This window comes from Arthrobacter sp. SLBN-112 (genome assembly GCF_030944625.1).
GTDB lineage: Bacteria > Actinomycetota > Actinomycetes > Actinomycetales > Micrococcaceae > Arthrobacter.
Map to the genome: position 1 here is coordinate 2,023,695 of NZ_JAUSXY010000001.1, position 12,700 is coordinate 2,036,394.

The following is a 12,700-nucleotide window of genomic DNA, read 5'->3' on the forward strand; positions in this document are numbered from 1 at the left end:
CCTTGTCCACCACTGCCACGCTGGCAACCCTGTCCGACTCCGGCCGTCTGGCTGACCCCAACTGGTGGCGCCAGGCCTCGGTCTACCAGATCTACCCCCGCAGCTTCGCGGACTCCAATGGCGACGGGATCGGCGACCTGAAGGGCATCACCGCCAAGGTGCCATACCTTAAGTCGCTGGGAATCGACGCCGTGTGGCTGAGCCCGTTCTACCCGTCCGCACTGGCGGACGGGGGCTACGACGTGGACGACTACCGCGACGTCGATCCCAAGCTGGGGACGCTGGACGACTTCGACGAAATGGCCAAGGCTCTGCACGACGCCGGGATCAAGCTGATTGCCGACATCGTCCCCAACCACTCCTCCAACCGGCACAAGTGGTTCCAGGAAGCGCTGGCCTCGCCCAAGGGGTCCCCGGAACGCGACCGCTACATCTTCCGCGACGGCAAGGGCCCCAACGGCGAGTTCCCGCCGTCGGACTGGGATTCGGTGTTCGGCGGACCCGCCTGGGAACGGATCACCGAACCGGACGGCACCCCCGGCCAGTGGTACATGCACATCTTCGCCAAGGAGCAGCCTGACCTGAACTGGTCCAACCGCGAGATCCGCGACGACTTCCTCAAGACCCTGCGCTTCTGGTCCGACCGCGGCGTGGACGGCTTCCGCGTCGACGTGGCACACGCCCTCACCAAGGACCTCACCGAACCGCTGCTGTCCAAGCTCGAACTGAGCGCGGCCAACACCGGTGTGGACGGATTCGACGACGGCTCGCACCCCTTCTGGGACCGCGACGAAGTCCACGAGATCTACGCCGAATGGCGTGAGGTGTTCAACGAGTACAACCCGCCGCGCACCGCCGTGGCGGAGGCCTGGGTGCACGCCACCCGGCGTGCCCGCTACGCCAGCCCGCAGGGCTTGGGCCAGGCGTTCAACTTCGACCTGCTGCAGGCCGATTTCGATGCCGCCGAGTACAAGGAGACCATTACCCGCAACCTCGCCGAGGCCGCTGCCACCGGCGCCTCCTCCACCTGGGTGTTCTCCAACCACGACGTCGTCCGGCACGCCACCCGCTACGGCCTGCCCCGGATGGCCAAGGAAAAGGCCGGTGCCAAGGGCCAGGACGGCAAGGACTGGCTGCTGGCCGGGGGCCCCAAGGACCAGCTGGACGTTGAACTGGGCGAGCGCCGCGCGCGGGCCGCTACCCTCCTGATGCTCGCCGTTCCCGGCTCTGCGTACCTTTACCAGGGTGAGGAACTGGGCCTTCAGGAAGTGGCCGACATTCCCGAATCCGAGCGCCAGGACCCGTCCTTCTTCCGCAACAAGGGCGTGGAGGTGGGCCGCGACGGCTGCCGTGTTCCGCTGCCCTGGAAGGTGGAAGGCACCTCCTTCGGCTTCGGCGAGGGCGGCTCCCACCTGCCGCAGCCGGACTGGTTCAGCAAGTACGCCGTTGAGGCCCAGGACGGCACCGAAGGCTCCACCCTGGAGCTCTACCGCAAGGCCCTGAAGCTGCGCCGCGAGCTGCTCACGGGCGAAGAACTGGAGTGGATTGATGCCGGCGCCCCGGACGTGCTGCACTTCAAGCGCCCAAACGGCTGGCAGTCCGTGACCAACTTTGGGAGCACTGCCGTCGACCTCCCCGCCGGTGAGGTGCTGGTCAGCAGCGCGCCGCTGGAGGCCGGCAAGCTGCCGGCCAACACCACCGCGTGGCTGCGCTGATGCCGGCATTCCGCCGACGCGGGCGCGGGCGCTTTTGATGCAGGAGCTCATCTACGGATGCATGGGGCTGGGCGGCAGCTGGTCCGAGGAACCGCATCATGCAGAGGATGTGGACCAGGCCGCTGCTGCCGTCCAGGCTGCCGTGGACGCCGGGATCACACTGTTTGATCATGCGGACATTTACCGGAACGGCAAGTCGGAAGCCGTGTTCGGCGAGGTGCTGGCCCGCACTCCGGGCCTGCGGGAGCAGATCCGGCTGCAGACCAAGTGCGGAATAAGGCTGAACGAACGCGGCCTCCAGACGCACTACGACCTGAGCCGGGAGGCAATCCTGGAGCGGGTGGAAGGCAGCCTCAAAAGGCTGCGGACGGACTACGTGGATGTCCTGCTGCTGCACCGCCCCGATCCGTTGGCGGACCCTGCGGAGGTGGCGTCCGCCGTCGGGCAGTTGATGGCCGAAGGCAAGGTCCGCCAGCTGGGTGTGTCCAACATGTCCGCTGCCCAGATCGAGGTCTTGCAGGACCGTTTGGAGACACCGGTGGTGGCCAACCAGCTGGAGATGAGCCTGCTCAAGCGGGCCTGGCTGGAAAGCCAGGTCCTGGTCAACCACCCGGAGCACCTTGACTACAGCTTCCCGCACGGCACGCTGGAGTACTGCGCCCGCAACAACATCACCCTGCAGGCATACGGCTCCCTGGCCCGCGGCGCTTACACGGGGGCGGAGCTGGAAAGCCCCACCACCGCCGAGGCTGCCACCGCCGAGCTGGTGGCTGAACTCGCGGCGGAGTACGGCGCGTCCGGCGAGGCGGTCCTGCTGGGCTGGTTGATGAAGCACCCGGCCGGCATCGCGCCGGTGGTCGGGACGGCCAACCCCGGCCGCATTCGCGCCTGCGCGGACGCCGCCCGGGTGGCCGGTGCCTTGACCCGGGCGGACTGGTACCGGCTCTGGGTAACGGCACGGGGCAGCAACATCCCCTGACCTTTTTCCTAGGGTGGCAGCAAGTGTCGTGATGGACGCCCTCAAGGCACCTGCTGCCACCCAAATCCAGTCATAACGCGTTTAGTTCGTATTGATCCTCACAAGCCGGCCGTTTTCTTCGCCGTGCCGCTTGCCGGGCGGATACTGTAGAAACCATGACGTCTACCATCGCCGCCGAAACCGTAAGGCCGGAACGCAATATCCCCGCAGAGATCGCACGTTCCTGGCTGCTGGTCAATGCCATGAAGCCGGAGCTCTTCGACCAGTCGGCCGTGTCCCGCGCCGATTCGATCATCCTGGATATTGAAGATGCCGTGGACCCGTCGCAGAAGGACAAGGCCAGGACCAACGTGGTGGACTGGCTGACCGCCGGCGGCCAGGCCTGGGTCCGGATCAACGATGCCACCAGCCCGTTCTGGGCCGATGACCTCGCGGGCCTGCGCGGCACCCCGGGCCTGCTCGGTGTCATGCTCGCCAAGACCGAATCGGCTGACCAGGTGACCGAGAGCTTCCACCGCATGGACGGCAAGACCCCCGTGATCCCGCTGGTGGAATCCGCCGTCGGCATCGAGGAAGCCAACAACATTGCCAAGGCGCAGGGTGCGTTCCGGCTGGCGTTCGGGTCCGGTGACTTCCGCCGCGATACCGGCATGGCCGCCACCCCGGAAGCGATGGCCTACCCGCGCGCCAAGCTGGTCGTCGCCAGCCGCGTGGGCAACCTGCCCGGCCCCATCGACGGCCCCACCGTCGGCACCAACCACCCCATCCTGCGCGAGCAGACCGGCATCACGGTGATGATGGGCATGACCGGCAAGCTTTGCCTGGCCATTGACCAGACCCCGGTGATCAACGAGGTCATCAGCCCCACCCCGTCGGACGTCGCCTGGGCCACCGACTTCATGAACGACTTCGAAGCAAACGGCCGCGTCATCCGTGACGGCTCCGACTTGCCCCGCCTGGGCCGCGCCGAGAAGATCATGAAGCTCGCCGTAGCCTTCGGGGTCCAGCCCGCACTCTAGCGCCACCCCCGTTCCTCAGGAGACCCCTTGACCGATACCCCATATCTGGTCCACGGGGTCTTTTGGGATGGGGCGCCCGCCCCGGCAGCGCAGGCGTCCACAGCAGCGCACGACGCCGGCAGTCCGGTTTTGCGCCTGCAGTCACCGGACGGGAACTTCCGGCAGCTCAGCCTCCACCCGCAGGCACGGCTGGGCTTCAAAGTGGTCCGCCCCGGCAAATCCTGCCTTGGGCATACGGTGGTTCACTCGTCAACGCGGCGGGACCACATCCCCTGCGCCGCCGCTGCGCCCGCCGCCCGCGGGAAGCAGTGCGAGCGGTGCTTCGTGCTGGATGAGTCCCGGCTGATGCATGACTTCCACCGTGGCGGCCGGGTCACGCCTGGTCTGCGGGACTACCTGATGCAGGAGCACTGGCTGTACATTGCCACCTTCGCAGGCGGTGCCACGAAGGTGGGAACGGCCTCCGGACCACGAAAGTGGAACCGGCTGGCCGAACAGGGAGCCGCGGCGGCCAGCTATGTTGCCAGGGCGCGGGATGGAAAGGTGGTGCGCGTCCTCGAGGACCTGGTGACGGCCCAGGCCGGCCTGACCCAGCAGGTCCGGTCCGCTGCCAAAGCGGACGCCCTGTTGTACCCACTTCCGGCCACGGAGCTGACAGCCGTCAATACCCGCGCCGCAGGCAGGGTGCGGGCGCTGCTGGCCCGTACCGCCGTCGAGGACTTCGACACCATGGAGGAGCAGTGGGTCCGGCCGGCACAGGCTGACGCCCTGCACGCGCCCGGCCAGCGGCATCCCTACCCGCATGCGCTGGACCAGGGGCAGCACGGCTTCGGGATCGCGGCGCTGAGCGGGGCGAACGTGCTGGCCCGGCTCGACGGCACGGACGCCGGATTCGTGGTCAATCTGTCCCAGCTGTCGGCCCGGACCATCGTGCTGGGCGAGTACACCTCAGATGTGCCCGTATTGCAGGAGGCCTTGTTCTGAGCCGCCGGATTCGCGGCGCCGCCGGGCTCGGTAGACTTGGCTGGTGCTGAACGAATTTTGGGCCACCGCGCCAACCCGCTACAAAGTCCTGGTTTTCAGCGCGATGGGACTGATCGCCGTCGGCATTATCCTCAACCTCATCGGCAACACCGGCGGCAACCAGGGACTGGCCATGGCTTCACTTCCGCTGATCGGGCTGGGCCTTGTCCTGCACGTCGTGGGCATGGTGGTCCGCGGCCAGTCGATCCGCAAGAACCTCAGGCGCTAGCTGCTGCGTTCCGCAGGACATGGCTGCGGGCGTGCTCCACGGCATCGGGAAGGTGCTGGAACAGGTGTTTGTGGTGCCGCAGCGAACGGATCACGCCCACGTTGGTCACCAGGTCCAGGTGGTCCGGCCGCACACCCTTGAGCAGCACCGTGATGCCGCGCAGTTCCAGCGCAGCGATGACCTCTACCAGCGCGTGGGCGCCGGTGGCGTCAAGCATCCGCAGCTGCGAGAGCCTGATGATCGCCACCTGGACGTCCTTCACCCGGCTGATCTCCTGGAGGATACGCTCGGCGGCGCCGAAGAACATCGCCCCGTCCAGCCGAAGCACCGCAATGTGCTCATCGCCGTCGGCGGATGGACCGGGGACCGGCTCGCGCTGGACGCCGCTCAGGGAGGCGAATTTCCGCAGCGCGAAGAGCGCCGCCGCGGCCAGCCCGATCTGGATGGCGACGATCAGGTCGAAGGCCACGGTGATGATCGCCGTGAGGACGAACACTGCTGCGTCTGCCCGGGTGGAGCGGAGGATGGCGGCAACAGTGCGCCGGGAAACCATCCGTGTAGCCGTAACCATAAGGATCCCGCCCAGTGCTGCCAGCGGGATGCTGCTGACCATTCCGGACGCCAGGTAAGTGATGCCCAGCAACACGACGGCGTGAACGGCTGCGGCAAGGCGGGTCCGGGCCCCGGAACGCACGTTGACCGCGGTCCTGGCAATGGCTCCGGTGGCGGGCATGCCGCCGAACAGTCCGGCGGCGATAGAAGCCAGACCCTGGCCGGTCAGCTCACGGTCCGGGCTGTAGGGTCCGGTGGGCCTGCCGTCGGGGCCGGCCATCCCCGCGGCCACCCTTGCGGAGAGCAGCGATTCGATGGCGGCCAGGACGGCGATGGCGACTGCGGGCATGGCAAGGCTTCCCAAGGTGGCCATGTCCACGGCGGGCAGTGCCGGCGCGGGAAGGGAATGGGGCAGCGCACCGATCCGCGGGACATCCAGCTGCAGGAGTTCGGCCGACGCCGTGGCCAGGAGGACCGCCACCAGGCTTGCCGGGATGGCCCGGAACAGCTTTTGCAGCAGGACCATCACGACGGCAACCATCACCACGAGCGCCAGCGTCAGCAGGACTGTGGGCGCCTGCGCGGCTGAGGCTGCTTCGATGGCGGCGACAACGGTGTTGTGTCCCGGGACGCCGGACGTGCCCGTTGCGAGCGGAACCTGCTGGAGGAAGATAATGGCCGCGATCCCCAGTGTGAAGCCCTCCACCACCGGCCAGGGGATGAAGGCTACTGCCCGGCCCAAGCCGCTGAATCCCATAATGCAGACCAGCAACCCTGCCATCAGTGACAGCGGGGCTACGCTGCCGGGGCCGTGGACGGCCACGACGGGTGCCAGGACCACCACCATGGCGCCGGTGGGCCCAGAAACCTGCACTGATGACCCGCCCATGAGGGCTGCCACCATGCCGGCCACGATGGCGGTGATAAGTCCGGCCTCGGCGCCCACCCCGGAGCTGACCCCGAATGCGAGGGCCAGCGGCAGGGCCACAATGCCCACGGTAATGCCGGCCAGCAGGTCTGTGCGCCACGATGAGTGGAGACCGGCGTAATCCTGCCGGGACGGGAGGAACCGGGTAAGACTCTGGGCGGCCCTGGCAGTGGCGCGGCGGGTGGCGGCGGTGGCCGTCACGAGGCTGATCCGCGGGACAGGTGCTCCGCCGGCAGCTGCTGTGCCAGCCGGAGCTGTTCGTTCGATTCGGACAGGCTGTCCAGGAGGAAGGTCCGGGCGATGGCGAGCAGCTGCGAAACCCCTGGGTGCGCCAGTTGGTAAGTCACGGCGTTGGCGGTGCGTACGGAGGTCACCACCCTGTGCCTGCGAAGCGTGGCAAGGTGCTGGGAGAGGTGCGAGGCTTCGAGGCCGGTCTCGGCCAGGAGGTAACTGACCGCCGCGGTTTCTTCCGGAGCTGCCGCAAGAAGTTCAAGGATCCGGATACGAGCCGGGTGCGCCAGGCCCTTGAAGAGGTTTGCCTTGATCTCGTACAGCGGGGCTTGGGCTGAAGACAGCAAAGGAGGGAACTCCTAGCGGATTGATGGAATGATGAATCCATCATACCAGCGGGTTGCGCAACTTGTTCAGCTCAGGCCAGCGATAGGCTGGAATCCATGACTATCAATCCGGATCTGCAGGGCCGAAGCTACCCTGCCGCAGAGGTGTATGACGTTGGCCGGGAGAAAATCCGCGAGTTCGCCCGCGCCGTCAAGGCCACCCACGCTGCGCACTTCGACGTCGAGGCAGCGAAGGCCCTGGGCCACCGCGATCTCGTAGCCCCGCCAACGTTCGCCATCATCATCGCCCAGCGTGCCGATGCCCAGCTCATCGAGGATCCGGAAGCCGGTATCGACTTCTCCCGTGTGGTCCACGCCGACCAGCGCTTCATCCACCACCGCGCCATCGTGGCTGGAGACCGTCTCGTCGCGGAACTCCACGTTGACGGTGTCCGGGCCATGGGCGGTGGCGCCATGATCACCACCCGTTCGGAGATCTTCGCCCTTGGCGACGGGGACTCCCGCGAGCAGGTCACCACCACCACGTCATCCATCCTGGTCCGCGGAGAGGGACAGTAGCCATGAGCCCAAGCATCCACGAACTCAGCCCGGGCCAGGAGATCGGCAGCCGCACCATCGCGGTCACCCGCACCGACCTGGTCAAATACGCCGGCGCATCCGGCGACTTCAACCCGATCCACTGGAACGAGGCCTTCGCCACCAGTGTGGAGCTGCCCGGCGTCATCGCGCACGGGATGTTCACCATGGGTTCTGCCGTGCAGGTTGTCACGGACTGGGCAGGCGACCCCGCCGCCGTCGTCGATTTCCAGACCCGCTTCACCAAGCCCGTCCTGGTCGCCGATACCACCGGCATCGCTGAGCCCGGCGCCACGATCGAGGTCAGCGGCATGATCGGAAAGCTCGACGCCGAGGCCAACACGGCGCGGATCGACCTCACCGTCGTCGCCGCCGGGCAGAAAGTGCTGATTAAGGCGCAGGCAGTGGTCAAGCTGGCCTGACGCCCCGCTGGCACCATGGTCCGACTGTCGGCCTTGGGTTTTTGACACGGTTGAGGGAGGGCGCCCCCGCGGGCATCCTCCCTCAACCGTTTATGGCACGTATGGGTCAGGAAGCCGCGGCAGCGTTGTAGGCCGACTGGATGACCGAACCCCAGTACGGGCCGTACATGGTGGTGGAATTGCTTCCGTAGCCATAGCTGTTGACCGAGTTCTGGTATCCGCCCGAGGAGGTGCCAATGAACCAGGGACCGCCGGAGGAACCACCGGTCATGTTGCAGGGAATGCCTTGGGTGTTGAACTGCGGGTTGTAGGGATCGTTGGCGGCGGTCCCCGAGCAACTCTTGAGGGATTCTCCGTTGAAGGGTGGCGCGGCCGGGTAACCGAACGCCTTGTAGCTGAGGCCTCGGGCGGCGTTGAACCGTACCCCGGAGGCGCCCACGACGTCTGCGAGGTTGCGCCCGTTCAGCGGCGACATCACGGCGAACCCGGTGTCGTACTGCATGTTGCCTGATGAGCTCCACTCGGTTGGTGCGTAGAGGGCGCGGGCCGTCCACTTGCCGTAGGGCGCTGCCCCGTTGAGGTAGGCAGGGACGAATGTGAACCGCGTTGCGAAGGCGCCGGGACCTTCATTGAGGCAGTGGCCCGCCGTGGAGACAGTGCTTCGGTTCGTGGAAGCTACCGAGTTGGCCGAGCACACGTAGTCTGTTCCGCCCAGGGTAAAGAACACCTTGCCGATGTGCGGGACGGGGTTTTCGCTGGCGTTCGCCAACGGCTGGACCGCCGGATCCGACCCCTTGATTTTGGTTTCCGTTCCCTTGCCGACGGCTTCCCCGGCCGGGGCAGCATTGCCCTTGTGCCGCTGCAGCGCCTTCTTGGCAAGAACATCGCCCGGCACTGCCGCCCGCATGCGCTCTGGAGTCCAGTAGTCCGCGCTGCCGCCCTCGGTCCTGTTGCTGCTGATCCCGGGAGCCGCGTCGTTTCCTGGGGCAGAGGGTGCCGCTGTGGCGACGCCTCCGGCCGATGAAAAGGCGAACAATGCGGCTGTCGATAGGCTCATGAGGCTCGTGGCCAGAGTCCTGGTAAAAGTCATAGCTGTCCTATGCGGTTTCGGGGAAAGCGGACCCAGGTCTGTGATCCGCTGGCTCGAAAATACGCATATATGACAGATTTGTAAATATCCAACACTGAACTTGTTAGTTAACTGATGAATCTGTTACTGGGGGGCCGGGCACTGCGACGCCGGGGAGCCTGTGGTGTTCCCGAGTATTGTTGACGGGTGACTTCCACCATGCTTTCCCAGCTGACCACGTCCGCCGTCGGCGGCCCCGCCGGCACCTTCATCGAGGCCCGGACCGAGGAGGAGATCATCGACGCCGTCAGGTCGGCGGACGCCGCAGGGGATCGGCTCCTGATCATCAGCGGCGGCTCCAACCTCCTGGTGTCCGACGACGGATTCCCCGGGACCGTCGTCAGGATCGCCTCGGAGGGCTTCACCGTGAACGCGGAGGACTCCTGCGGCGGGGTGGCCGTTGTGGTTCAGGCAGGCCACAACTGGGACCGGCTGGTGGAGTACGCCGTACGCCATGCCTGGTCCGGGATTGAGGCGTTATCCGGTATCCCAGGTTCAACGGGCGCCACCCCCGTCCAAAACGTGGGTGCCTACGGCGCCGAAGTGTCCCAGACCATCGCCGCCGTCCGCACATGGGACCGGGAGCGGAACGCCGTGCAGACGTTCACCAGTTCCGAACTGGAATTCGGATACCGGGACTCCGTCCTTAAGCGGACCACCGTTCACGGTTCCCCCCGGTACGTGGTCCTCACCGTTGAATTCCAGCTGCCGCTGGGGCGCATGAGCGCGCCCATCCGGTACGCCGAACTTGCCCGTTCCCTCGGCGTGGACGTGGGCAAGCGCGCGTACGCCAACGACGTCCGCCGGGAGGTGCTGCGGCTGCGCGCGTCCAAGGGGATGGTATGGGACGCCGCTGACAGGGATACCTATTCCACCGGCTCGTTCTTCACCAACCCGATCGTTCCGGCCGACGTTGCCGATACGCTGCCGGAATCAGCTCCCCGCTACCCGGCCGGCGGCGATGGGCTGGTGAAACTCTCCGCAGCGTGGCTGATCGACCAGGCCGGGTTCGGCAAGGGATTCGGGCTGGAACAGGGAAGCGTATCGGCTGGCCGTGCCTCGCTGTCCACCAAGCACACGCTCGCCGTCACCAACCGCGGCTCGGCCAGCGCGGCGGACATGGTGGCCGTGGCGCGGGAGGTGCGGGCCGGCGTCGAACGCCAATTTGGCATCCAGCTGCACCCCGAGCCGCTGCTCATCGGGCTGGAACTCTAGCCGACGGGTGTGCGGGCCCGGCAGCAGCCGTCACCCGGCCTAGGATGGGGCCATGGCTGCACGAGGTGCCCTGCGCGACCGCAGGATGATAGGCAGGCTCCGGCTCGCGTCGCAACGGCTTGCGGTCGGCGGCGGCTCCGTGCCGGAACTGGTCCGGTGGATGACTGCCATGCAGGCCCAGGACCTGCCCGCCGCGCTGTGGGCGGTGGGGGTGCGGGTACAGGGCGCCGGAATCACCGATGTGCGGGCTGCCATCGACAACGGCACGGTGGTACGGTCGTGGCCGATGCGCGGAACGCTGCATCTGGTGGCCCCCGAGGACTTGCGCTGGATGCTCGATCTGACCGCCGAGCGGCTTACCCGCAGCATCGCTGCCCGGCACCGCCAGCTGGACATCGCGTGGGCGGACGTTGAGAAGGCGCGGGACATCGCCCTCGACCGGATTCTGGCGGAGGGCCCCGTCAGCCGCCCCGAATTGTTCCGGGTTTTCGACGCCGGCGGCCAGCCAACCACCGGGCAGCGGGGCATCCACCTCCTCGGCTCGCTCTGCCGGCACGGCTGGCTGGTGCTCGGCCCCTTGGCCGGGAACCAGCAGCTGATCGCCGCCTTCGACCAGTGGATACCCTCATCCCGCAGCCTGGGACGGGAAGAGGCAGTCGCGGAATTCCTGCTGCGCTACCTCCGCAGCCACGGGCCGGCCACCCTCCGGGACTTCGCCTGGTGGACGCAGCTGCCGCTGACCGAGGTGAGGGCCGCGCTCCAGGAGGTGTGCGGGCAGCTGGAGGATGTGGAGTTTGAGGGCACCACGTACTGGATGTCGCCCGAGACGGCGGCCCTCCTCGATACCGGCCTGCCGGGCGCCCGCTCCGTGCACCTGCTGCCCGGTTTTGACGAATTCGTCCTCGGCTACACTGACCGCACGCCCGTCCTGGCACCGGAGCACTTCGACCTGATCGTTCCGGGCGGCAACGGCGTCTTCAAGAAAACCGTCGTGGCCGCGGGAAAGGTTGCCGGCACCTGGGTTGTCCAGGGCACGGGCCGCAGCGCAGTCGTCGTACCCGAAATGTTCGACGCAACCTCGCCCCTTGGCCCGGCCGCCCAAAAAGCGCTCGCGAAGGCCGCCGAGGAGTATCTGAAGTTTCTGGGCCGCTAGGTTTTCGGGAGTGGCTTGACGGCCGCGGGCGGTGTCCACCGCCGGGCGGCCCGCTGCCCTGCAAAGGCACTCGCGGCGATCGTGACCAGGGCTCCGAGGAGCACTGCGGCGCCCTCACCGGGGAGCAGGACCCCCGTCCGGGCTCCGATGCTGGCCGCAGCCACCGGGATGCCAAGCTGGGCCGCCGACAGGACGCCGAGGGTGGCCGGCACGCCGAGGATGCGAAGGATCGCATGGATGAGAAGGGATCCGCCTCCGAGGCACAGCCCCAGCAGGATCATGCCCGGGTGCGCCGCCAGCTCGCTCAGGTTAAGCGAGGCACCGAGGCAGACAAAGAAGACGGGGCCCAGGAACCCGTCGCTGACCGCGAACAACTGGTGGGCGAGGCGCCGGGGCTCACCCACCGCAGCCACCACCAGGCCGAAGGCGAAGCCGGCCAGCATGATGGACACGTTGTTGAGGACGGCCAGCCCGGCCAGGGCGAAGAGGATTGCCAGCTGGATGCGGAGCTCCAGGGCGAACCTCCGGTTTTCCGAAAGTTTGTGCAGCCTGGCCCGGGCTCCTGACTGCTCAGCGCGTCGCAGCAGCAGGAACAGCACGGCGGCACAGAGCGCGACTGCGAGGGATCCCACCGCCGCCCGGCCGGCGTTCACGGGATCCAGGGCAAGGGGGAGTGCCACGATGCAGGCTACGTCCGCGATGGCTACCTGCGCCGTCATGGCCAGCACGGGAGGGCCGCTGAGGTGCAGTGAGTCAATAATTGGCAGGACCATCGCCGCTGACGAGGACGCGAGCAGGACCGCGTAGAGCGGGGCGTGGCCGGTACCGAAGGCGGCCGCCACGGCAACGCCGGTGGCGGCAGCCAAGGCCGCTGCCACCACGGCCTGCACGGCACCGTGGCCCAAGGCTGAACGGAGCCGGGCGTCCCGTACGGGCACATGGGTACCTACGACGAACATCAGCAGGGCAAAGCCGACGTCCGAAAGGAGCCTCAGCGTGGGATCGGAGGGGTCGATCAGGTTCAGCCCGCTCCGGCCAATGGCGACGCCGGCGAACAACTCGCCGGCCACCACTGGCACCCGCCATTTGGCGGGCAACGCCAGCAGCGGGCCGGCCATGGCAACCACGGTGATCAGGGCGAGGGCCAGGAATGCCATGATCTGCCTGCGCGGCGGCCGGGCC

13 protein-coding genes are annotated in these 12,700 nt (G+C 67.4%); 9 read left to right on the forward strand and 4 right to left on the reverse strand.

The window, feature by feature from the left end; genetic code table 11:
• Positions 1-2: 2 nt before the first annotated feature.
• From QF050_RS09530 to QF050_RS09550, 5 genes are all read left to right on the forward strand, one after another.
• Positions 3-1,715, forward strand: a complete 1,713-nt coding sequence (locus QF050_RS09530) for a glycoside hydrolase family 13 protein (protein ID WP_308930232.1) — start codon at positions 3-5, stop codon at positions 1,713-1,715.
• A 37-nt stretch (positions 1,716-1,752) separates the two neighbouring features.
• Positions 1,753-2,694, forward strand: coding sequence for an aldo/keto reductase (locus QF050_RS09535; protein ID WP_308930233.1), 942 nt, complete (start codon positions 1,753-1,755; stop codon positions 2,692-2,694).
• Positions 2,695-2,849: 155 nt separating this feature from the next.
• Positions 2,850-3,713, forward strand: coding sequence for a CoA ester lyase (locus QF050_RS09540; RefSeq protein WP_308930234.1), 864 nt, complete (start codon positions 2,850-2,852; stop codon positions 3,711-3,713).
• A gap of 27 nt (positions 3,714-3,740) precedes the next feature.
• Positions 3,741-4,697: a DUF2797 domain-containing protein gene (locus QF050_RS09545; protein WP_308930235.1), complete on the forward strand. Its 957-nt coding sequence runs from the start codon at positions 3,741-3,743 to the stop codon at positions 4,695-4,697.
• A 43-nt stretch (positions 4,698-4,740) separates the two neighbouring features.
• Positions 4,741-4,965 (forward strand): DUF3188 domain-containing protein, encoded by a 225-nt coding sequence (locus tag QF050_RS09550; protein WP_308930236.1) that lies wholly within the window; start codon positions 4,741-4,743, stop codon positions 4,963-4,965.
• Here QF050_RS09550 and QF050_RS09555 read toward each other — a convergent pair.
• Positions 4,955-6,646 (reverse strand): SulP family inorganic anion transporter, encoded by a 1,692-nt coding sequence (locus tag QF050_RS09555; RefSeq protein ID WP_308930237.1) that lies wholly within the window; start codon positions 6,644-6,646, stop codon positions 4,955-4,957. The genes QF050_RS09550 and QF050_RS09555 overlap by 11 nt on opposite strands.
• Positions 6,643-7,023 (reverse strand): metalloregulator ArsR/SmtB family transcription factor, encoded by a 381-nt coding sequence (locus tag QF050_RS09560; protein ID WP_308930238.1) that lies wholly within the window; start codon positions 7,021-7,023, stop codon positions 6,643-6,645. The genes QF050_RS09555 and QF050_RS09560 overlap by 4 nt, the downstream gene beginning before the upstream one ends.
• A gap of 96 nt (positions 7,024-7,119) precedes the next feature.
• On the opposite strand from QF050_RS09560, the gene QF050_RS09565 reads away from it, so the two are divergent.
• Entirely contained in the window at positions 7,120-7,581 is a 462-nt protein-coding gene (locus QF050_RS09565; protein ID WP_308930239.1) for a MaoC family dehydratase N-terminal domain-containing protein, read from the forward strand.
• A 2-nt stretch (positions 7,582-7,583) separates the two neighbouring features.
• A complete protein-coding gene (locus QF050_RS09570) occupies positions 7,584-8,021 on the forward strand; it encodes a MaoC family dehydratase (RefSeq protein ID WP_308930240.1) in 438 nt (145 codons plus the stop codon).
• Positions 8,022-8,127: 106 nt separating this feature from the next.
• Here QF050_RS09570 and QF050_RS09575 read toward each other — a convergent pair whose 3' ends face one another.
• Positions 8,128-9,111, reverse strand: coding sequence for a hypothetical protein (locus tag QF050_RS09575; protein ID WP_308930241.1), 984 nt, complete (start codon positions 9,109-9,111; stop codon positions 8,128-8,130).
• Positions 9,112-9,297: 186 nt separating this feature from the next.
• On the opposite strand from QF050_RS09575, the gene QF050_RS09580 reads away from it, so the two are divergent.
• Together QF050_RS09580 and QF050_RS09585 are read left to right on the forward strand one after the other, a co-directional pair.
• Entirely contained in the window at positions 9,298-10,365 is a 1,068-nt protein-coding gene (locus tag QF050_RS09580) for a UDP-N-acetylmuramate dehydrogenase (RefSeq protein WP_308930242.1), read from the forward strand.
• A 52-nt stretch (positions 10,366-10,417) separates the two neighbouring features.
• Entirely contained in the window at positions 10,418-11,518 is a 1,101-nt protein-coding gene (locus QF050_RS09585; protein ID WP_308930243.1) for a winged helix DNA-binding domain-containing protein, read from the forward strand.
• Here QF050_RS09585 and QF050_RS09590 read toward each other — a convergent pair.
• Positions 11,515-12,675 (reverse strand): cation:proton antiporter, encoded by a 1,161-nt coding sequence (locus QF050_RS09590; RefSeq protein WP_308930244.1) that lies wholly within the window; start codon positions 12,673-12,675, stop codon positions 11,515-11,517. The two genes, QF050_RS09585 and QF050_RS09590, sit on opposite strands and share 4 nt — an antisense overlap.
• Between the last annotated feature and the right edge of the window lie 25 nt (positions 12,676-12,700).

What these genes read in the sequence shown, in the direction of transcription:
- QF050_RS09535 (WP_308930233.1), top strand. Translation starts at nt 1,753, where the DNA reads ATGCAGGAGCTCATCTACGGATGCATGGGGCTGGGCGGCAGCTGGTCC.
- QF050_RS09540 (WP_308930234.1), top strand. Translation starts at nt 2,850, where the DNA reads ATGACGTCTACCATCGCCGCCGAAACCGTAAGGCCGGAACGCAATATC.
- QF050_RS09565 (WP_308930239.1), top strand. Translation starts at nt 7,120, where the DNA reads ATGACTATCAATCCGGATCTGCAGGGCCGAAGCTACCCTGCCGCAGAG.
- QF050_RS09570 (WP_308930240.1), top strand. Translation starts at nt 7,584, where the DNA reads ATGAGCCCAAGCATCCACGAACTCAGCCCGGGCCAGGAGATCGGCAGC.
- QF050_RS09575 (WP_308930241.1), bottom strand. Translation starts at nt 9,111, where the DNA reads ATGACTTTTACCAGGACTCTGGCCACGAGCCTCATGAGCCTATCGACA.
- QF050_RS09585 (WP_308930243.1), top strand. Translation starts at nt 10,418, where the DNA reads ATGGCTGCACGAGGTGCCCTGCGCGACCGCAGGATGATAGGCAGGCTC.
- QF050_RS09590 (WP_308930244.1), bottom strand. Translation starts at nt 12,675, where the DNA reads ATGGCATTCCTGGCCCTCGCCCTGATCACCGTGGTTGCCATGGCCGGC.